This is a genomic window from Nocardia sputorum (assembly GCF_027924405.1).
GTDB lineage: Bacteria > Actinomycetota > Actinomycetes > Mycobacteriales > Mycobacteriaceae > Nocardia > Nocardia sputorum.
Window position 1 is genome coordinate 6,902,282 of the sequence record NZ_AP026978.1, and the last position, 20,740, is coordinate 6,923,021.

16 protein-coding genes are annotated in these 20,740 nt (G+C 69.1%); 9 read left to right on the plus strand and 7 right to left on the minus strand.

Annotated features, from left to right (window positions below; all coding sequences use genetic code 11):
- Nucleotides 1-79 precede the first annotated feature (79 nt).
- A complete protein-coding gene (locus QMG86_RS31180) occupies nt 80-1,021 on the minus strand; it encodes a DNA-3-methyladenine glycosylase family protein (protein WP_434085642.1) in 942 nt (313 codons plus the stop codon).
- Nucleotides 1,022-1,351: 330 nt separating this feature from the next.
- On the minus strand, nt 1,352-4,135 hold the full coding sequence (locus tag QMG86_RS31185; protein WP_434086220.1) for an FAD-binding and (Fe-S)-binding domain-containing protein: 2,784 nt from the start codon (nt 4,133-4,135) through the stop codon (nt 1,352-1,354).
- 223 nt (nt 4,136-4,358) lie between these two features.
- Here QMG86_RS31185 and QMG86_RS31190 point away from each other — a divergent pair, with 223 nt between their 5' ends.
- On the plus strand, nt 4,359-6,239 hold the full coding sequence (locus tag QMG86_RS31190) for an ABC transporter ATP-binding protein (protein ID WP_281876446.1): 1,881 nt from the start codon (nt 4,359-4,361) through the stop codon (nt 6,237-6,239).
- A gap of 12 nt (nt 6,240-6,251) precedes the next feature.
- Here QMG86_RS31190 and QMG86_RS31195 read toward each other — a convergent pair whose 3' ends face one another.
- The 3 genes from QMG86_RS31195 to QMG86_RS31205 all read right to left on the minus strand — a co-directional run bounded on the left by QMG86_RS31195 (nt 6,252) and on the right by QMG86_RS31205 (nt 10,047).
- On the minus strand, nt 6,252-7,772 hold the full coding sequence (locus tag QMG86_RS31195) for an alpha/beta fold hydrolase (protein ID WP_281876448.1): 1,521 nt from the start codon (nt 7,770-7,772) through the stop codon (nt 6,252-6,254).
- A 174-nt stretch (nt 7,773-7,946) separates the two neighbouring features.
- Entirely contained in the window at nt 7,947-8,939 is a 993-nt protein-coding gene (locus tag QMG86_RS31200) for an oxidoreductase (protein WP_281876449.1), read from the minus strand.
- Nucleotides 8,940-8,976: 37 nt separating this feature from the next.
- The gene (locus QMG86_RS31205) at nt 8,977-10,047 is read right to left on the minus strand and encodes a DNA polymerase IV (RefSeq protein ID WP_281876450.1); all 1,071 of its coding nucleotides are present in this window, start codon (nt 10,045-10,047) and stop codon (nt 8,977-8,979) included.
- A gap of 70 nt (nt 10,048-10,117) precedes the next feature.
- On the opposite strand from QMG86_RS31205, the gene QMG86_RS31210 reads away from it, so the two are divergent.
- A complete protein-coding gene (locus QMG86_RS31210; RefSeq protein WP_281876451.1) occupies nt 10,118-10,702 on the plus strand; it encodes a TetR/AcrR family transcriptional regulator in 585 nt (194 codons plus the stop codon).
- Nucleotides 10,699-11,151: a PaaI family thioesterase gene (locus QMG86_RS31215; protein WP_281876452.1), complete on the plus strand. Its 453-nt coding sequence runs from the start codon at nt 10,699-10,701 to the stop codon at nt 11,149-11,151. The genes QMG86_RS31210 and QMG86_RS31215 overlap by 4 nt, the downstream gene beginning before the upstream one ends.
- Nucleotides 11,152-11,470: 319 nt before the next feature.
- Here QMG86_RS31215 and lon read toward each other — a convergent pair whose 3' ends face one another.
- Complete coding sequence (gene lon, locus QMG86_RS31220) at nt 11,471-13,801, minus strand: endopeptidase La (protein ID WP_281881216.1); 2,331 nt, start codon at nt 13,799-13,801, stop codon at nt 11,471-11,473.
- Nucleotides 13,802-14,055: 254 nt separating this feature from the next.
- Between lon and QMG86_RS31225 the strand changes: the two genes are divergently transcribed.
- From QMG86_RS31225 to QMG86_RS31250, 6 genes are all read left to right on the plus strand, one after another.
- Complete coding sequence (locus QMG86_RS31225; RefSeq protein ID WP_281876453.1) at nt 14,056-15,411, plus strand: DUF445 domain-containing protein; 1,356 nt, start codon at nt 14,056-14,058, stop codon at nt 15,409-15,411.
- Nucleotides 15,412-15,520: 109 nt separating this feature from the next.
- Complete coding sequence (locus QMG86_RS31230; protein ID WP_281876454.1) at nt 15,521-16,312, plus strand: TIGR03084 family metal-binding protein; 792 nt, start codon at nt 15,521-15,523, stop codon at nt 16,310-16,312.
- Between the two features lie 362 nt (nt 16,313-16,674).
- Complete coding sequence (locus QMG86_RS31235) at nt 16,675-17,343, plus strand: hypothetical protein (protein ID WP_281876456.1); 669 nt, start codon at nt 16,675-16,677, stop codon at nt 17,341-17,343.
- Nucleotides 17,344-17,365: 22 nt separating this feature from the next.
- Nucleotides 17,366-18,550: an L-2-hydroxyglutarate oxidase gene (gene lhgO, locus QMG86_RS31240; protein WP_281876458.1), complete on the plus strand. Its 1,185-nt coding sequence runs from the start codon at nt 17,366-17,368 to the stop codon at nt 18,548-18,550.
- A 129-nt stretch (nt 18,551-18,679) separates the two neighbouring features.
- Nucleotides 18,680-19,150 carry an SRPBCC family protein gene (locus QMG86_RS31245; RefSeq protein ID WP_281876459.1) on the plus strand — a complete coding sequence of 157 codons (471 nt, stop codon included), beginning with the start codon at nt 18,680-18,682 and terminating at the stop codon, nt 19,148-19,150.
- Nucleotides 19,151-19,160: 10 nt separating this feature from the next.
- The gene (locus tag QMG86_RS31250) at nt 19,161-19,733 is read left to right on the plus strand and encodes a ribonuclease H family protein (RefSeq protein ID WP_281876460.1); all 573 of its coding nucleotides are present in this window, start codon (nt 19,161-19,163) and stop codon (nt 19,731-19,733) included.
- A 78-nt stretch (nt 19,734-19,811) separates the two neighbouring features.
- Here the strand turns inward: QMG86_RS31250 and QMG86_RS31255 are convergent, their stop codons facing one another.
- On the minus strand, nt 19,812-20,621 hold the full coding sequence (locus QMG86_RS31255; protein WP_281876461.1) for a hypothetical protein: 810 nt from the start codon (nt 20,619-20,621) through the stop codon (nt 19,812-19,814).
- Between the last annotated feature and the right edge of the window lie 119 nt (nt 20,622-20,740).

Genomic DNA, 20,740 nt, shown 5'->3' on the forward strand with positions numbered 1-20,740 from the left:
AGACCGGGAACGGCGGATAAAGACTGGCCAAAATTGCGGAAAAGTAGTCGACTATGGGACGTCTGTTAACTGCTGTGACTCAATGCCAACTGTGGTCGGTGCGAGCGGTGCGCGGGCCGAACTTCGGTTTGTGGAAGTGGCCGCTGATTTCCAGCAGGCGGATCGCTCGATAGCGGTGTGGACGCAGCGGTTCCAGATATTCGACCATCTCGTCGTCGTCGATCGGACGGCCGAGCAGGGTCCAGCCGACCGTAGCGGCGAGGTGATAATCACCGACCGACAGCGCGTCCGCGTCACCGAAAGCTCGCTGCCCGATTTCCGCGGCTGTCCACACCCCGATACCGGGAACGCTGCACAGCATGCGTGCCGCCTCGGCCGGATCCACCCGCGCGGCGCGCTCCAGCGACTCGGCGATCCGCGCCGCGCGCACGATGGTCTGCGCGCGCTGCGGTCCGACGTTGGCCCGGTGGTAGACCCAGGAGGGAATCCGCCGCCAGGTGTCGGCGTCCGGCGGCAGCCGCATTCCTTCCGGTGCCGGGCCCGGCGCCGGTTCGCCGTACTGCCGCACCAGCTTCCGCCACGATGCCCGCGCGGAGACGGTGTGCACCTTCTGCTCCAGCACGGCCGGTACGAGGGCTTCGAACACCAGATCCGTGCGCAACATGCGCAGGCCGGGGAACCGGCGGTGCGCATCGATGAGCTTCGGGTGATCAGGGAGGAACGCCGAGACGTTCTCGTCCAGGCAGAGCATGCGCTCGAGACCCGCGAGGAATTCCTCCGCGCCCGGCCCCCAAGCGCGGGCCTGCACCGCACACGGGCCGGACTGCGCCAACCGGTAGGTGACCGGCCCGGTCGGGAGGCGGGAGGCATGCCAGTGCGCGCCGTCGGCGGTCACCCGGTGGCACGGATCACCTGTGCCGCGGCCGAGCGGGGCCAGGGTGCACGCCAGATCGATCGGCCGATCCGTCATGAGGGTCCGGCTCGCTCCCGGTTCGACCGTCACGCTGCGCACCGGCCTCATTCTGCCCGGTGCGGCGCGCGGCGCCGCATCACCCTCCGCCCGGGCGCGACGGATTATCATCACACCCATAACTCTTCTCATCTCGATCACGCATGATTATAGTTTCGCAATCGGTTGTAACGAAACAAGATTCACGGCGATATTGATTTCGTTCGGCAAATAGCTGGCTGTAGCGATGACGGAGGTTGTCTGATGATCACCAATCTGCTCAACTGGTTGCTCAACGCCTGGGGCGGGATTTTCGCGGGCAGTTCGGGCTACCAGATCCCGCCGGGCACCCTGCCGTTCGGCAGCTGACCTCGCCCGGATCGCAGGCGGGCCCCGAAAGGCTCACCGCTCCAAGAGAAATTGCGCGAGATGCCGCGCCTGTCGCCCGGCCAGGGCAGCGGCCTGGGTGCGACAGGAGAAGCCGTCGGCGAGGAAGATCGCGTCCTCGCCCGCGGCGCGCAGCGCGGGGAGCATGCCGTTCTCGGCCACCGCTACCGAAATGTCGTAATGACCTCGCTGCATTCCGAAATTTCCCGCCAGACCGCAGCATCCGGTGATTTCCGTCACCTGCACGCCCATACTGGCTAATAACCGGCGTTCGACGTCGAAACCGAGGATCGCGTGCTGGTGACAGTGCGGTTGGACCACCACCGACTGCCCGGTTCGCCGTGGCGGCCGCCAGGTCGGCTGCTCGGCCAGGAACTCGGCCAAGGTGCGTACCGCGGCGGCGGTGGGCGCGGAGCGTGGATCCTCCGGCAACAGTTCGGTCAGGTCCGCGCGCAGGACTGCGGTGCAGGACGGTTCCAGCCCGACGATCACGCCGCCCGCGCTCACGTGCTCCTCCAGCGCGGCCAGGGTGGCCCGCAGCCGCGCGCGGGCGCCGTCGAGCTGCCCGGTGCTGATCCAGGTCAATCCGCAGCAGACGCGTCGCTCGGGGATCCGGACCCGGTAGCCCAACGTGGTCAGCAACCGAGCCGCCGCCAGTGCGATCTCCGGATCGAACGCGTCGGTGAACGTATCGATCCACAGCATGACCTCCCCGCGACCACCGCTGCGCTCCTCCGGCGCATAGGACGACTCGGCCAGTGCGGCGCCGTCGTCCAGATCGCGCCAGATCCGGCGGAAGCCGCGCACGGCCAGGCGCGGCACGTCACGGCGCGGGTCGATGCCCGCCGCGCGCAGACCGATTCGACGCAGCGCGGGCCGGCCGGCGAGTGCGTTGACGACCCTCGGCAGCCGGCTCGCGGCCGACAGCCACCGGGGCAGCCGGCCCAGCGAGTAGTGATCGATCGGGCGCAGCCGATGGCGGTAGCGGCGATACAGCGTCTCCGACTTGTAGGTGGCCATGTCCACGCCCGCCGGACAGTCCGACCGGCACGCCCGGCACGACAGGCACAGGTCCAGCGACTCCGCCACAGCCTCCGACGACCAGGGCAGCGCGCCGCGCACCACCTCCTGCAACACCCTCGCCCGCCCGCGCGTGCTGTCCTTCTCGTCCCGGGTGGCCTGGTAGGACGGGCACATGAAACCGCCGTCGGCGCGGCACTTGCCGACGCCGACGCAACGATGAACCGCGACGGCCATATCGCCGCCGTCTTCGGGGAGCGGGTGACCGAGCGACGGCCGGGCGTCCATCAATCCGGCCAGCCGCAGGTCGGCGTCGATCGCACGGGGTGCGACGAGCACACCGGGATTCAGGACGTCGCCGGGATCGAACAGCGCCTTGTATCCGGCGAAGACGTCGAGCACCGCAGGGGAGTACATCACCGAGAGCAGCTCCGAGCGGGCCCGGCCGTCGCCGTGCTCGCCGGAGAGCGAACCGCCGTAGCGCACGACCAATTCCGCCGCGTCGAAGAGGAAAGCGCGGAAACGGCGCGGCGCGTCGGCGATCGGGAGATCGAGGCGGACGTGGATGCAGCCGTCGCCGATGTGCCCGTACAACAGCCCGTCGACGCCGTGGTCGCGGGTGAGTGCGGCGAAATCGCGCAGGTAGGCGCCGAGCCGCGCGGGTGGGACGGCCGCGTCCTCCCACCCCGGCCACGCCGGCCGACCGTCGGGCGTGCGACCCGCCAGCCCCGCGCCGTCGGCCCGGATCCGCCAGAGCGCCGCCGCCGTCCCCGGATCGGTGACGATCCGGGTGTCCATCGCGCCCGTGGTCCGGCACAGCTCCTGTGCTACGGCCAGCGCGTCGGCTCGGGTCTCGCCCGCGGTCTCCACGAACAGCCAACCGCCGCCGCGCGGCAGGTCGGGCACCGTGCCCCGGTGCGCCCGGACCACGTCGACCAGCCGCGCGTCGATGCCTTCGACCGCGATCGGCGCGCAGGCCAGCACGGCGGAGACGTCGTCGGCCGCCGTGGCCATATCCGGGTAGCCGAGCACGGTGAGCACGGTGGCCGCCGGAAGCGCGACCAGGTCGACGGTCGCGTCCAGCAGCAAGCCGCAGGTGCCCTCGCTGCCGACGAACGCCTTCGCCGCCGACGCGCCCCGCTCTGGGAGCAGATGCTCCAAGCCGTATCCCGACGCCTGCCGGTCGAAGCGCCCCAGATCGGTGCGCAGAACCGCGAGATTCGTCCTGCTGAATTCCGCGAGGCCAGGCACCGCCGACAGGTCGGCGGCCAGCGCGCGTTCGGTGCCGGTGCCGTCCAGGATGCGCACCGCCCGCACGGTGTCGGAGGTGCGGCCCCACGCGACGGCGCGCGGTCCGCAGGCGTTGTTGCCGATCATGCCGCCGAGGGTGCAGCGATTCTGCGTCGAAGGGTCCGGTCCGAAGCGCAGGCCGTGCGGACGCGCCGCCCGCTGCAATTCCGACAGCACCACGCCCGGCTGCACGGTGGCCACGCGGGCGGCCGGATCGATCACCACGATCCGGTTCATATGCCTGCTGAAATCGAGCACCAGGCCGGGGCCGATCGCGTTGCCCGCCACCGACGTTCCCGCGCCGCGCGCGGTCACCGGAAGGCCCTCGCCGCGGGCGAATTCCAAGGTGACGGCGACGTCCTCGTCGGTCCTGGGGAAGACGACCGCGGCCGGGAGAACCCGATAGTTCGACGCGTCCGAGGAGTACTCCGCCCGCCGCCGCTCGGAGGTGTCGACCTCACCCGCGATCCTGCCGTGCAGTGCCGCCATCCGGTTCTCGGTCACGGTGTTATTTTCCAGCGAGCTGTGTTCGTTTTTCCAGCGCCTATGCGTAAAGCGCCATGCACGTCGTGGTCCGGGGTTCGGGTTGTGGCCGGTTTCGCTGTGGGAGGAAAGGGTTCCGCGCCGGAATCGACTTGAACTAAACCATTGTTGAGGTCTTAGTGTCGGTGGCCAGGTCTTGGATGGGGTGGGGAGCGAGAGGAAGAGCAACGTGAGCATCGAATCCGTGGCGTGGAGCCAGATGTACCGGCGGGCGAACGCGCCGCAGGAACAGCGGCCGTTCCGCTTCGCCACCGCCAAGCGCATCATCCGGTTCGCGACGCCGCACCGCCGCAGGATCAGCGCGTTCCTGCTGTTCAGCGTCGTGTCCGCCGGGCTCGCCGTGGCGACGCCGGTGCTGGCGGGCCGGGTGGTCGACGACATCGTCGGCGGCGCGGCGCCCCGGGTGGTGGTCGTGCTGGCGCTGGTGATCGGGATGCTCGCGGTGTTCGACGCGGGGCTCGGGCTGGCGATCCGATGGATGTCGGCGCGGATCGGTGAAGGGCTCATCCTCGATCTGCGCACCGCCGTGTTCGACCACGTGCAGAAGATGCCCGTCGCCTTCTTCACCCGGACCAGGACCGGCGCACTGGTCAGCCGCTTGAACAACGACGTCATCGGCGCGCAGCGCGCGTTCAGCGACACCCTGTCCGGCGTGGTGGCCAACCTGGTGACCCTCGCGTTGACGCTCGGGGTGATGCTCAGCATCTCGTGGCAGATCACGGTGCTCGCGCTGGTATTGCTGCCGGTGTTCGTGCTTCCGGCGCGCCGGATGGGCAACCGCCTTGCGGACATGCAGCGGGAAGCGGCCCGTCTGAACGCGGCGATGAGCACCCAGATGACCGAGCGGTTCTCCGCGCCGGGCGCGACGCTCGTCAAGCTCTTCGGCCGTCCGGAGCAGGAGTCCGACGAGTTCGCCTTGCGGGCGCGCCGGGTGCGGGACATCGGCGTGCGCACCGCGATGCTGCAGACCGTCTTCGTCACCTCGCTCACGCTGGTGTCGGCGCTGGCGATCGCCCTGGTGTACGGGCTCGGCGGCTGGTATGCGCTGCGCGGGCAGTTGGACGCGGGCGCGGTGGTGTCGCTGTCGCTGCTGTTGACCAGGCTCTACACGCCGCTGACGGCGCTGGCCAGCGCCCGGATGGAGATCATGGCCGCGCTGGTGAGTTTCGAGCGCGTCTTCGAAGTGCTGGATTTGAAGCCGCTGATCGAAGACGCGCCGGGGGCGCGGCCGGTTCCGGCGGGCCCGGTCGCGGTGGAGCTGGACGCGGTGAGTTTCGGCTACCCCTCGGCCGACAAGGTGTCGCTGGCCTCGCTGGAGGACGTGGCGAATCTGGACACCCGCGGCGGGGTGGAGGTGCTGCACAAAGTGTCGCTGCGCGCCGAGCCCGGGCAGCTGATCGCGCTGGTCGGCTCGTCCGGCGCGGGCAAGTCCACCATCGCGCAACTGGTCTCGCGGCTCTACGACGTCGACAGCGGCGCGGTGCGGTTGAACGGCGTGGACGTGCGCGAGCTGACCACCCGGTCGATCCGCGAATCGGTGGGGCTCGTCACGCAGGACGGGCACCTGTTCCACGACACCATCCGTGCCAACCTGCTGCTCGCAAGGCCGGAGGCCGACGAGGACGAACTCTGGGACGCGCTGGAGCGCGCCCGGCTGCGCGAGCTGGTCGCGTCGTTGCCGGACGGACTGGAGACCGTGGTCGGCGAGCGCGGCTATCGGCTCTCCGGCGGTGAGCGCCAGCGCCTGACCATTGCGCGCCTGCTGCTCAAGCAGCCGCGCGTGGTGATCCTGGACGAGGCGACCGCGTCGCTGGACTCGACCTCCGAAGCCGCCGTGCAGGAAGCGCTGTCCGAGGCGCTGGAGGGCCGGACCGCGCTGGTGATCGCACACCGGTTGTCCACGATTCGCGCCGCCGACCAGATCCTGGTGCTGGAGGAGGGCCGGATCGTGGAGCGCGGCACGCACGCCCAGCTGCTGAACGCCGACGGCCGCTACGCGGAGCTCTACCGCACCCAGTTCGCCGAGGAGCCCGTCACGGCGGCGGCTTGATCCGTCGTCCGGCTAGCTCGCTGTCTGGTCCGTGGTACAGGTGGTGTCCGTGTCCGGCAGGGTTCCCGCGCCGAAGTAGGCGTTGATCGCGTTGTTCACGCAACTGCTCAGCTCGGGCCGGAATGTCATGTGGATACGGACGCCTTCCAAGGTGACCATCCGCGACGCCGACAGGTACTCGTGCAGCCGGACGGCATGGGTGTAGGGAGTGCGTGGATCGCCCGACGCCTGCACGATGAGCACGGGCACCGCGTTCCGCACCACTGTCGGCGGTTCGACCGGACGAGGCCAGAAGGCGCAGGGCTGGATATTGCCCGCCAGCGCCCCGAACACCGGTTGCGTGGCCCGGCTCTCCTCGATGTTGCGCCAGTACCAGGTGGGATCGACGGGCGCGCCGACATCACCGCAAGCGATCTGCGCCAAGACGGAGTTCTCGTTGTCCCGCAGCGCCGCCACGATCGCGCGCAGTCGCGGCGTGCGGGAGGTCGTGGGCGGACCGCCCGCGTCGTCGGCGAGCTCGCGCACCGTCGCGGCCAGCGGTTCGTTGAGCCGGAAGTTCCACAGCAAGGCGTGCAGGATGAACGGCAGCCAGTGGTCGTCGATCGCGAAACCGTCGATGACGATCGGCTTGCGGTTGACGACGCGGACCAACTCCTCGACCTTCGCTCGCACCTGCTGCGGCGTCGCACCGAGCCGGAATTCGTCGTCCCGGGCGGCGGCCCACACCGCCCAATCGTCCAAGGCGATCTCGTCGGCTGGTCCCCAATCCTGGACCAAGCCCGTCCAGTACCGGTCCGGATCGATCGCGCTGTCGAGCACGACTCGATCACTGCGCTCCGGGAACATCTGCGTGAACACCGCCCCGAGGTACGTGCCGTAGGACAGGCCGTAGAAATTGACCTTCTGCTCACCCAGGGCGGCTCGGACGATGTCCATGTCCCGCGCGGTGTTGCGGGTGGTGAACTGCCGCACCAGCTCCGGATCGCGAACGACGCAGGTGGCGGCCATGCCCGCGGACTGAACGGTGTCGTGCACGAACCCCAGCGGATCCAGGCCCGCCGACCGGATCATCTCGCCGACCGGCCACCCGCACCGCGGGCTGCTGCTGGACTCGCCGACCCCGCGCGGGTCCATGCCGATCAGGTCGTAACTCGCCAGCACGTCCGGCGACAGCACGTCACCGAGCAGATCCACGCTGTCCAGGCCCGGGCCGCCGGGACCGCCCGGATTCGACAGCAGGACGCCCCGCCGCCGCGCCGGATCGGTCGCCTTCACCCGGGATATCGCCACGGTGATCGTGCGATCGCCGGGCCGCCCGTAGTCGAGTGGCACCAGGACGTTCGCGCACTCGCCTCCGGCCTTGTCCAGATTCTCGGCACCGCACGGCTTCCACTCGAGCGTCTGGTGATAGAACCGGTCCACGCCGTTGGGCTGCGCGTCGACCGCCGGATCGGCCCGGCCGTACGTGGGCGCGGCGAGCAGTGCGGACGCCGCCACTATCGACATCGAACGCCAGAACAGATTCGCGGACAACGAGGTTCGCCTCTCGACCGGAGCGAGCATGGGATTGATGCGGAAGAACCGTATCGGATCGAGGCTCTCGGCGGTGGCAGCGTGTTCCCGCGCGCGGCGTGATCCGATCGCAGCCGTTCAACCGGCGAAGCCCGGCTCGAACGAGTCGAGCCGGGCTTCGCCGATCGGTCGCGATCAGAATTCGCCCATGACGCCGATCACGGTGCGGCCCCGGTGGCTGCCGTCGCGGATGGCGCGCAACACCCGCTCCACATCGGTGATCGGAGCGTAGTTCTCCAGGGCCGAAAGATGCTGTGGCCGCAGCTCTTTGCCGAGCTGGGACCACACTTCCCGGCGACGCTCGATCGGGAGGTTGACCGAATCGATGCCCTCCAGCGCGACACCGCGCAGGATGAACGGCATCACCGTGGTGGGCAGTTCGGACCCGCCGGTCAGCCCGCTCGCCGCGACCACGCCGCCGTAGCCGATGGCGCTCAGTATGTAGGCGAGCGAGGCGCCGCCGACGCTGTCCACGGCCGCGGCCCACCTGGCCTTGGTCAACGGCCGCGGTTTGGCATCCGGCTCCGGCAATCGGCCGATCACCTCGTTGGCGCCGATCTCGCTGAGCAGCCCGCCCGCGTCGGTCTTGCCGGTGGATGCGATGACTTCGAAACCGAGTCCGGAGAGGATGTCGATGCTCACGCTGCCGACCCCGCCGGTCGCGCCGGTGACCAGCACCGGGCCCGCGTCCGGGGTGAGGCCGCGATCGAGCAGCGCCTGCACGCTCAGCGCCGCGGTGAAACCCGCGGTGCCGACCGCGGCCGCGTCGCGCAGGCTCAGGTCCTCCAGCTTGACCACCCATTCGGCGGGGACCCTCGCGTACTCGGCGAAGCCGCCGTTGTGCGAGACGCCGATGTCGTAACCGTGCGCGATCACCGGGTCGCCGGGGGCGAAATCGTCGTCGGCGGACTCGACCACCTCGCCCACCAGATCGATTCCGGGCACGATCGGGTAGTTGCGCACCACCCCGCCGCCCTCGGTGATCGCCAGACCGTCCTTGTAGTTCGCGCTCGAGTAGTGCACTTTGATCGTCACGTCGCCCGGCCCGAGGAAATCCTCGCCGACCTGCTGCCGGGTCAGGACGATCCCGCTATCCGATTCGTGTGCCACCATCGCCCAGAACTCCATGCGGACGAGCATACGAGTGTCCGGACGGCTCCGGGAGCTACTGCGGCAGGAGTTCCAGCCGGACGCCGAGCAGGCGGACCGGGCGGTCGAGGTCGAACCGATCGATGATGCGCAGTGCCGTCTCGGCGATCCGCGCCACGTCGATGGTCGGTTCGGGCAGTTTCTCCTGTTTGCTGCGTGTGTAGAAGGTGTTGGTCCGCACGGTGACAGCGACGCGGGTGGCGATCCGGCCCGCCGCGGCCATCTCCTCCGCGACCTCGGTGGCCAGCCGCGCGACCTGAGCGCGGATCTCACCGGGATCGGTCAGATCGTGCGGGAATGTCTCCGACTTACTGCGGCCTACGGGGATTCGCGGTTCCGTGGTGACATCCGTATCGCCTTTGCCGTGGCCGAGCACCCAGAAGTACGGCCCGGTGTTCGGCCCGAACTCCGCCGCGAGACGCTGCCGGTCGGCCGCCATCAGGTCGCCGACGGTTCGGATACCGAGCTCGGCCAGCCGTGCGGCGATCCGATTGCCGATACCCCACAGCGCGTTCGTCGGTCGATGGGCCATCACTTCGGTCCAGTTCGCGGCGGTGAGCCGGAAGACGCCCGCAGCGGCGCCCGGGCCTGCGACGGGCTCGGCCGACGACTTGCCCGCCGACTTGGCGAACCCGGTCGCGAGTTTGGCGGTGAGCTTGTTGTCGCCGATGCCGATCGAGCAGGTCAGGTCCAATCCGGCGATGGCGTCGCGCACCTGCTGTGCGAGGGCCTCCGGGTCGTCGGTGTCGGCGGCGAGGAACGCCTCGTCCCAGCCCCACACCTCGACCCGGCCGGGAAACGTCCGCAGCAACGCCATGACCTCGTCGGAGGCATCCTCGTAGGCGGCCATGTCCAGGGGCAGGAAGACGCCCTCGGGGCACTTGCGCTGCGCGCTGCGCAGCGGCATCCCGGCCCGCACGCCGAACGCGCGCGCCGGATAGGACGCGCAGGTCACCACCTTGCGCGGTTCGGTGGGATCGCCGTGGCCGCCCACGATGACCGGCAGTCCCCGCAGTTCCGGATGCCGGCGGAATTCCACCGCCGCCTGGAACTGGTCGAGATCGACGTGCAACAGCCATCTGGCCACCTCTCGTTCTTACCGCAGACCTGCGACACCCGGCGTTGCGGCGCGCGCAGGACAGAACTAAATTCTGGATATGAAGATTCGAGATCGGTTGCTGTTGGCGGCCGAGCGTCAGTTCGCCGAGCACGGGGCCCTCGACGCGACGCTGGCCCAGATCCGGGATGCGGCGGGCGCCAGCGTCGGCGCGCTCTACCACCACTTCCCGGACAAGGCCGACCTGTACCGGCAGGTATGGGCCAACGCGCTGGCGGACTACCAAGCGCACTTCTGGGCGGTGGTCGGCGACAGCACCGACGCGCGCGAAGGCGTCACCGCCGGCGTGCGTGAGCATCTGCGGTGGGTGAGCGAAAACCAGTACCGCGCAACGGTGCTCACGTCCGCACGGCCGCCGGGGGTGCGCGAGAGCGAGAGCAACCGCCGCTTCCTGTCGGACGTGACGCGGTGGTGGCGCACACACGCGGGATACGGGGCGGTGCGCGATCTTCCGATCGATCTGGTCTACGCGCTGTGGTTGGGTCCGGCGCAGGAATACACGCGGCAGTGGCTGGGCGGGGAAATGCGCATCGGCCCGGCCGAAGTCGCGGGCGAACTGGCCGATGCCGCCTGGCTAGCCCTCTCCGCCGATCGCACCCGGGCCGTGGGGGAGGTCTCCCGATGACGACCACGATGACCCTCGACCTCGACAGCGCCAAGAGAATCCTGGCCGCGCAGCCGTTCGCCGCCCTGGTGGGCACCGAGATCACCGCGTTCGGCGACGGCGCGGCCACCCTGGTCATCCCGTTGCGCCCGGAACTGACCCAGCAGTTCGGCTACGTGCACGGCGGTGTGCTCGCCTACGCCGCCGACAACGCCCTCACCTTCGCCGCCGGAACAGTTCTCGGCGCGAACGTGCTCACCGGCGGTGTGACGATCACCTACCTCCGCCCCGCCGCGGGCGATCGCTTGCGCGTCGAGGCAGCCGTCACCGGGTCGACGCGCCGCCAGGCGGTCGCGCACTGCGAGATCTACGCGGAGAGCCCGGACCGCGCACCTGTCCTCTGCGCGGTGGCCCAGGGCACCACCCGGCTCGCGGAAGCGGACCTGACCGGTGCGAATACCGGCGCATGACGCCACCCGGCCAACGGTGCTACGACGTACGGGAAGCGCCGCACGATCCGCAGCGGGGTACCGGTCTGATCGACGGCGTCGGCCGGGCTTGCACCTGTCGCGGCGGCTGCGCGGGACGGCGACCGCCGAAACTCGCCGCGACGTGCTGCGGCTGTTCGGCGGGATGAGCCGCACGATGGTCCGCTGCCGCGATGCCGAATGCGCAGGGTTGCGAGCGCGAACTGCCTGCTCAGCAGACCACGGCCGGGCAGCGCGCGTCCGCCCGCAGGCATGCGACGGCCGGGCACGGGAACTCCGTGCCCGGCCGTGGCAGCCCAGGTCAGGCGGTCGCCGCGAAGGCCGGGCCCAACGCGGGTTCGGCGACCGGCTCGATGGCGTAGGCGAGGATGTCGGCCACGTCGGCGACGGGGCGGACATCCAGCGCGGCCAGCACCTCCGCCGGGACGTCGTCCAGATCCGGCTCGTTGCGCGCCGGGATGAACACCGTCTTCAGTCCGGCCCGCTGGGCGGCGAGCAGCTTCTGCTTCACCCCGCCGATCGGCAGCACCCGGCCGTTCAGCGTGACCTCACCGGTCATGCCGACATCCGACCGCACCTGGCGTCCCAGCGCGAGCGACACCAGGGCGGTGACCATCGTGACACCCGCGGACGGCCCGTCCTTCGGCACCGCGCCGGCCGGGAAGTGGATGTGGATGTTGCGGTCCAGCACCGACGGCTCGATGCCGATCTCCTCCAGGTGTGAGCGCACGTAGGTCAGCGCGATCTGCGCGGACTCCTTCATGACGTCGCCGAGCTGACCGGTCAGGGTCAGCGACCGTTCGCCCTCGGCGGCGTTCGCCTCGATGTAGAGGACGTCGCCGCCCGCGCCGGTCACCGCGAGGCCGGTGGCCACACCCGGGACCGCCGTACGTTCCACCGAATCGGGGGTGAAGCGCGGGCGACCCAGGTAGTCCTTCAAATCGTCCAGACCGATCGTCAGGGTGCCGGTGTCGACCTCGTAGCCCAGCTCGGGGTCGTAACCCGATGCCGCGGACCCGCTTTCGCGCTCGGACAGCCGGGTGGCCGCCTTGCGGAGCGCCTTGGCGATCAGCCGCTCCATCTGCCGGACGCCGGCCTCCCTGGTGTAGTTCGCGGCGATCTCGCGCAGCGCTTCCTCGCTGATCGTCACCTCGTCGGCGGTCAGCGCGTTGCGCTCCAACTGCCGCGGCACCAGGAAGTCGCGCGCGATGGCCACCTTGTCGTCCTCGGTGTAGCCGTCGACGGTGATCAGCTCCATCCGGTCCAGCAGCGGGCCGGGGATGGTCTCCATGACGTTCGCCGTCGCGATGAACAGCACGTCGGACAGATCTAGGTCCAGATCCAGGTAGTGGTCGCGGAACGTGTGATTCTGCGCCGGGTCCAGCACCTCGAGCAGGGCGGCCGCCGGGTCGCCGCGGAAGTCCGAGCCGACCTTGTCGATCTCGTCCAGCAGGACGACCGGGTTCATCGAACCGGCTTCCTTCATGGCCCGGACGATACGGCCGGGCAGCGCGCCGACGTAGGTACGGCGGTGCCCGCGGATCTCGGCCTCGTCGCGCACGCCGCCCAGGGCGACGCGGACGAACTTGCGGCCCAGCGCGCGCGCCACGGACTCACCCAGCGAGGTCTTGCCGACGCCGGGCGGACCGACCAGCACCAGTACCGCGCCGGACCCGCGTCCGCCGACGACCTCCAGGCCGCGAGCGGCCCGGCGAGCGCGGACGGCCAGGTACTCGACCATGCGGTCCTTGACCTCTTCCAAGCCGTGGTGGTCGGCGTCCAGCACCGCGCGGGCGGCCGAGACGTCGGCGCTGTCGGTGGTCTTCACCGTCCACGGCAGCTCGAGCACGGTGTCCAGCCAGGTCCGGATCCATCCCGATTCCGGGCTTTGATCGCTGGCTCGTTCCAGCCTGCCGACTTCGCGCAACGCGGCCTCGCGAACCGTGTCGGGCAGGTCCGCCTGTTCGACGCGGGTGCGGTAGTCGTCGGCGCCGTCCGGCTCGTCCTCGCCGAGCTCCTTGCGGATGGCGTTGAGCTGCTGGCGGAGCAGGAATTCGCGCTGGCTCTTCTCCATGCCCTCGCGCACGTCTTCGCTGATCTTCTCGCTGATCTCGGCCTCGGCGATGTGCGCTTTGGTCCACTCGATCAGCGTGGTCAGCCGCTCGGCCACCTCGGGGGTCTCGAGCAGTTCCCGCTTCTGGTCCGAAGTCAGGTACGGGGCGTAGCCCGCGGTGTCGGCGATGGCCGAGGGATCGGTCAGCTGGTTGACCGCGTCGATGATCTGCCAGGCTTCGCGGCGTTGCAGCACCGAGACGACCAGCTTCTTGTATTCGGCGGCCAGTTCCTTGGTGCGGCCGTCGGGAGTGGGACTCTCGACCGGTTCGGCCTCGACCCACAGCGCGGCGCCCGGCCCGGTGACCCCGTGCCCGATCTTGGCGCGCCGTTCGGCCTTGAGGACGGCCGCGGGGGCTCCGCCGCGCATCCGGCCGACCTGTTCGATGGTGGCGACCACACCGTAGGTGGCGTAGCCCTCGGTCAGCCGCGGCGCGAGCAGCACGGCGTCGGTCTTGGCGGCGCGCGCGGCATCGATCGCGGCCTGCGCGGATTCGTCCAGTTCGATGGGCACGACCATGCCCGGCAGCACGATCGGATCGGTCAGGAACAGCACCGGCAGGTTCTGTGGTGTAGTCACGTCTTCGACCCTTCCAAAAGTTGAGCGATGCCTACTCAACCCCGGGGCGTCCGGCTTTGTTCCGCCCCGACCGGTCCGTTCGCTCACGGCGAAGACCCGCCGAGCGTTGACACCCCGTCCAAGGCAATGAGAACGTGAGGACATTGATATCTCATACCGGCGGTACCGCCGGATCGGCTTGAGGAGTCCCATCGATGTCGTCGCTCGCCGCTGGCGTGTTCATCGACTGGGAAGGTTTGACCGGGCAGCCGAAGTTCGTGGTCGACCTGATCACATTCCCGATCTTCAGCGCGCTGGCGGGCTGGCTGACCAACTGGACCGGCGTGCTGATGTTGTTCTGGCCGATCATCTTTCGTGGCGTCCGGATTCCCGGCCTGCACGTGCTCTATCCCTATTTCCCGCGCCGCGTCCAAGTACTGCCGACCTTCTCCGGCGACGGTCGCCGCCTCGGCTTCCAGGGCTTCATCCCGGCGCGTGCGGAGAAGATGGCCAGCATCTGCGTGGACAAGGCCCTGATGCGGATCGGCAGTCCCAAGGACTTCATTCACGAACTCGATCTCGACGGCATCGCCGACTACATCGCGGTCCTCGCGCGCGAGCAAGTGCGCCCCCTGGTGGACGAGTTGATGTACCGGGAGAACCCCGACCTGTGGCGCACGGTGCCGCGCGCCGCCAAGCAGCTGATCTACCAGCGGGTGGATCGCGAACTGCCCGCCTTGTCACGTCGCGCGTTCGCCTCGCTCGGCGACAACGTCGACCAGCTGATCGGCATCAAGGGCTTCGTGATCCGCTACCTGCAGGACAACCCGGCCATCCTCAAGGACCTGACCACCACCATCGCGGCGCCCGAGCTGCGCTTCATGGTGCGCATCGGCCTGCTCGGCGCGCCCTTCGGCGTGCTACTGGCCCTGTATCTGCACGTGCACCAGCACATTCCGGTGCTGGGCTGGATTCCGGGCTGGGTGATCGTCCTGCTCGCCTCGGCCGCGATCGGCGTGATCGTGAACGTCATCGCGGTGAAGATGGTGTTCGAGCCGGGCGACCCGCAACCGAGGTACAAGTACCTGTGGAAGCAGGCGCTGCTGGCGAAACGGCAGCCACAGGCGGCCACCGATCTGGCGCACATCCTGGCCTACCAGGTGCTCACGCTGCCGAACTTGTCCAAGGAGCTGCTGGAGGGCCCGAACGGGGACAAGACCAGGCAGTTGCTGGAGCGCTTGATCGCCGACGAGATCCATCGCCAGCTCGGGCCGACGACCTCACTGGTGCGAGCGGCGCTGGGGCGCCGCCAATTCGACAACCTCACGGTGGGCGCGGCGGGGGCCGCGGTCGGGCTGGCCCCGACCCTGGTCGAGGACGAGGAGTTCACCCTGGCGCAGGCCAAGACCATCGACGACTTCGCGGCGCGCAAGTTGCGGCGGCTCACGCCGGGGGAGTTCATGGAGATGTTCTACGCGTCCGTCGAACAGGACGCCTGGCTGCTGTATCTGCACGGCGCGGTCCTCGGCCTGGTCGTGGGAGCCGCCCACCTGATGGTCTTCGGCTGGTAGCAGCCCGTAGCGCAAGATAAAACAAGCATGCTTGCCTTTTTTTGACCTCGCTGCGATGCTGGACCACGGCGGCACACGAAGCGGTGTGCCCGGACCGGCAGGGGAACTGATGGCTGACCTAGAGGCGTTGCTCGGCGACTTCGCCGACGAATGCGCGGGCCTGGAACGACTCGTCGCCCCGTTGGCACCCGCGGAGTGGGCGCGCGCCACCCCCGCGCCCGGCTGGACCATCGCCCATCAGATCGGCCATCTGGCTTGGACCGACGAAATCGCGACGATCGCCACCGCGGACGCCGCCCGATTCCAGCAGTTGCTGGCGGAAGCCGGGCCGCGGGCGCTCACGTTCGTCGACGAGGCCGCCGAGAAAGCCGCCACCGAACCACCGGCCGAGCTGCTCGATCGCTGGCGGCGTGGCCGCGCGGGACTCGTCGCCGCGCTGCGCGCGACGCCTCCGGGCGTGAAGTTGCCGTGGTTCGGTCCGCCGATGAGCGCAGCGTCGATGATCACCGCCCGCATCATGGAGACCTGGGCACACGGGCAGGACGTGGCCGATGCCCTGGGCGTGCACCGCACTGCCACGGCGCGGCTGCGCACCGTGGCCCATATCGGCGTGCGCACCAGGAATTTCGCCTACACCGTGCACGGAAAGACCCCGCCCGCGGCGGAATTCCGGGTGGAACTGACCGCACCGGATCGCACGATCTGGGCGTGGGGCCCCGAAGACGCCGAGCAGCGGGTGACCGGATCGGCACTCGATTTCTGCCTGCTGGTGACCCAGCGCCGCCATCCGGACGACCTGGCGATCCACGCGGACGGCGACGACGCCGCGGAATGGCTCACTATCGCACAGGCTTTCGCGGGCCCGACAGGTGAAGGAAGGACAGCGGGCCAGTTCACCTGACCCGCCCCACACCCGACCCGATCGGTGACGATTCGGGAGCGGGCGAGCGCCACACTTGGGTGCGCCGTGTTCATGTCGACGGCCGGACGCCGTTGGCCGGGTGTCTCGAGATGGCAGTCGAGAATGGCGCTCGCCAGCTACCCGAATATTTACCCGTCCGTGTGACCACGGAAACATTGCCGCCATGTAGGCCGTAGCGTGCATCTCTCCTCGCGCTGACCTGCCGGGATGGACAGACGGCTGTGATCCTGCTCGCATCGATGCCGTATCCCGCGCCGCCCCACAGGTAATCTGGACGGGCGTACAGCTTTCCGCGGTGCCGATCGCCTGTGGGAGCAGCGTCGCAGGGAAAGGAACGCATCGTGACAGCACACCGACCTGTCCAGGTCGCGCGGCATGCCGCCATCGTGCTCGCCGGTGCGGCCAGTGTGAGCCTGACCGCCGCAGCGGGCGCCTATATCGTCCAGCAGATCGCCGACATCCAGCGCCCGGATACTCGGATCGCCGCGCCGGTCGTCCCGACCGCCCCGCATGCACCGGACCATGGCCGCGCATACGTCGCCTATCCGGCACTGACAAGCAGCAGTGTCGTTCTGCCCGTTGACATTTCCACCGCCCCCGCTACCGAGCCGGAGATCGCCGAACCGCTCGTCGATTCGCCCGCCGCGCCGCCCCCGCCCGCACCACTCGCCGGCAGCGTCCGCGTCGGCGAGGCCTATGTCGGCGCGCGAGTCACGCGTACCGAGGCCGATACCGTCTCGGTCACCGTGGACACGAACGCCTTGACGATGCTGACCGGTTTCCTCCGCGCGGATCCCGCGCGAGAGAAGCCGGGCACGTCCGCCGTGACCACGATGCGCACCGACTTGAATACCCGGAACGGTGAAGTGCGGCTCGCGCTTTCGGACCCGGGATCGGGCGAGCGTGACCTGCACCTCGATCGCCACGCCAGGCCCGCGTCCACCGGGCAGGCGACCACCGAACACCCACCCGCGACATCGCCGGACAAGACGAGTTCCGCCACGGTGTGACCGACCGCCTACTCTGCTCGGCATGAGCGCCTACGACTTCTGCGTCATCGGCGGCGGCATCGTCGGTGTGGCCACCGCGCACCGGATCCTGGCGCGCAATCCCGGGGCGAGCCTCGTGCTACTGGAGAAAGCCCAGCGTCTGGCCGCCCATCAGACCGGGCACAACAGCGGAGTCATCCACTCCGGCATCTACTATCCGCCGGACAGCCTGAAGGCCACGCTGTGCCGCCGTGGCGCCCGCTGGACCAAGGATTTCGCCGCGGCACACGACATTCCGTACCGGGTCTGCGGAAAATTGCTGGTCGCCACCGACGACGCCGAGTACAAGCGAATGCTCGCGCTGCACGAACGTTCGATCACCAACGGCGTGGCCGTCGAACTGATCGACACGGCGGAACTCACGCGGCGCGAACCGCGCGTCACCGGCGTCGGCGCCCTTTTCGTCCCGGACACCGGCATCATCGACTTCACCCGGGTGGCCGAAGCGCTCGCCGAGGAAGTCCGCGGCGCGGGTGGTGAATTCGTGCTGGGCGCCGAGGTGACCGCGCTCACCGAGAGCACGGACGCGGTGACCGCCGCGGGGCCGACCGGCTCGTGGACGGCGCGCCGCATGGTGGTCTGCGCGGGGCTGCAAGCCGACCGGCTGGCCCGGGCGGCCGGACTGCGCACCGACTTTCGCATCGTTCCCTTCCGCGGCGAGTACTACCAACTGCCGCAGGAGCGCAACGGGCTGGTGCGCACGCTGATCTATCCGATCCCCGATCCGGAATTGCCTTTTCTCGGAGTGCATTTGAGTCCCATGATCGACGGTTCGCTGACCGTGGGGCCGAACGCGGTGCTCGGATTGGCCAGGGAGGGGTATCGCAAAGGCAGCGTCGACCTGACCGACGCGCGAGAAGTGCTCGGATTCCCCGGATTTCACCGTGTCGCCAAGGCGAACGTGCGCACCGGCCTGCGCGAGCTGCGCAACTCGCTGTTCAAGCGCGGATACCTGGCGCAGTGCCGCCGCTACTGTCCGGAGCTGACGCTCGCCGATCTGCTGCCCCGGGAGGCGGGCATTCGCGCGCAGGCGGTCTTGCGGGACGGAACGTTGGTGCACGACTTCATGATCGAGCGCACGGAACGCTCGGTTCATCTGCTCAACGCGCCGTCACCCGCGGCGACCTCGGCCATGCCGATCGCGGAGCACATCGTCGACCAGCTCTGAACGCCTTTCCTTCCCAAGCAACCAGTCGGTCGCACTCTTGCGAATTGGGTCGACCAAATCGTCCAGAGCCCTCGAATAAAGAGGAGAGCTGTAGTACTTTTAACGCCAGTCGTGGAACAGGGAGGGCCTATGGGCCACATCAAGTACGCGAGTGACGTCGGAGCGCCCGTCGAGGTCGCTTTCCATTACACGGACAACCATCTGTTCGTACCGGACTGGATGTTCGGCATCGCGGACTTCGTCCCGACCGGCGAACAGGACCGCGGACTCGGCGCGGTCTTCGCCACCACCACCCGCCTCGCGCTCTGGCAACCGACATCGACCTGCGAGATCACCGAATACCGCCACAACGCGGTGATCGGGTACACGCTGCGCGGGCGCGTCTCCGGCACGCTGCGGCTGCGCTTCGATCCGCTCGGTTACGGACGCTCGGTGCTGACCTCCGAGGCGGAATACCGTCCACCCCGCGGACCGGTCGGGCGCGTGAGCGCGGGTCTGGTGGACGCCGCGGTCAAATCGGCGCTGCGGCGGACGGAGTCGCGGTTACGGAGGGAGATAGAGGAATTCCACGGTACCGATCTTGTCGGTCGGATTGCGTAGGGTGCCAGCCATGATCATCGTGAGCACCGACGGATCCTGCCTCCGCAATCCCGGCGGCGCCATCGGCTGGGCTTGGGTCAATCATCAGGGCTCCTCGGCCAGTGGGGGAGCCGCATCCGGAACCAACCAGGTCGCGGAGTTGCGCGCGGTGCTGGAGGCGATCGTCGCCCACCCCGGGTCCGAACCACTGCTCATCGAGAGCGATTCGCTCTACGCGATCAAATGCGCCTCGGAATGGGTGTCGGGGTGGCGGCTCAACGGCTGGCGCACGTCCACCGGCGGCGCGGTGAAGAACGTCGAACTCGTCCGGCAGATCGATCGCGCCATCCAGAGCAGGCCGGGCCCGGTCCGTTTCCGTTGGGTCCGCGGACATGTCGGCAACTACTTCAACGAGCAGGCCGACGCACTGGCTGGAGAAGCGGCTCGGCAGGCCGCGGTCACCGCGGCTGTCGCCGAGGCGAACACCGTGGAGATGCTCGCGGTGACTGTGGAGGAAACGCCGACGGCGCCGGAAGCGCCGAAGAGCAAGGCCGCGGGGAAGGCGGCCGCGCCGTCGGCGCCACAGACTTTGACGCTGTTCTGATTCGCCGGGCGAATCGCCGCAGGGCCGCCCGAATGACCTCCGGCGGTGGTGGCTCGGCCCACCGCCGGAGGCGCTCGGCTAGTTGCCCGGCTGCGGTGCGGGCTGACCAGACGGTGCCTGCTGCGGAGCCGGAGTGCCGCCCGGCGCGGGAGCGCCAGGCAGGCCGGTGCCCGCGCCCTTCAGCATCGGCGAATCGAGCTTCTCGACCAGCCACTTGTCGCCGGACTTCTGCAGCTGGGCGATCACCACCACGAACTGTCGCTCGGGGTTGGTCTGGGTGAAGTTGGTCCGATACTGCGTGAGGGTCACCAACACCTTGGCCGAGGTCTTGTCACCGGCCTGGTATCCGCACTGCACGTCATCGACCCAGGACTTGACCTGCGCCTGCACCATGGCGTCTTTCAGCGCCTTGGTCGCGTCATCGAACTCCTTGAGGAACTCGCCCGTCGAGCCGGCCTTCACCGTGGTGAAGTAGTCGTCGAGGTTCTTCGAGTAGTCGTAGACCGAGACGTCCTTGCCGAATGCGCACGCGGCGTCGGTCGAGTCGCGAATCGCGTCGAGCTTGTCGCCGCGATCGGACCCTTGCAAGAAGAACACCACCACCGCGGTGATCGCCGCGACCGCGAGCACACCGGCCGCGAACGCGGCCACCAGCGGAAGCGAGGTGGATTTCCCGGACGGTGCGGGGCCCGCCGCCTTGGGCGCGACCTTCTTCTCGGCCGGCTTCGCGCCGGTCTCGGCCTTGTCTGCCTTCTCCGCCTTGGACAGCTCGGGCTTCGCCGCGCCGGCGGCGTCCCCCGACTGCGCGGTCACCGCGTCGGTGTCCTTGTCGGAGGCGGCGGCCGTGGTCTCGGCGTCCTTGTCGGTCTCGGCGTCGTCGGTAGACATCGATAAAACCTGCACTTTCCCGGCACGCATCGGTGCGCACCGATTGGCTTCAGCGGCCCGCGGCAGCGAACCTTACGCGTTCCACCGGCGAGTATGCCCGCCCGACGGGATGACCGCCG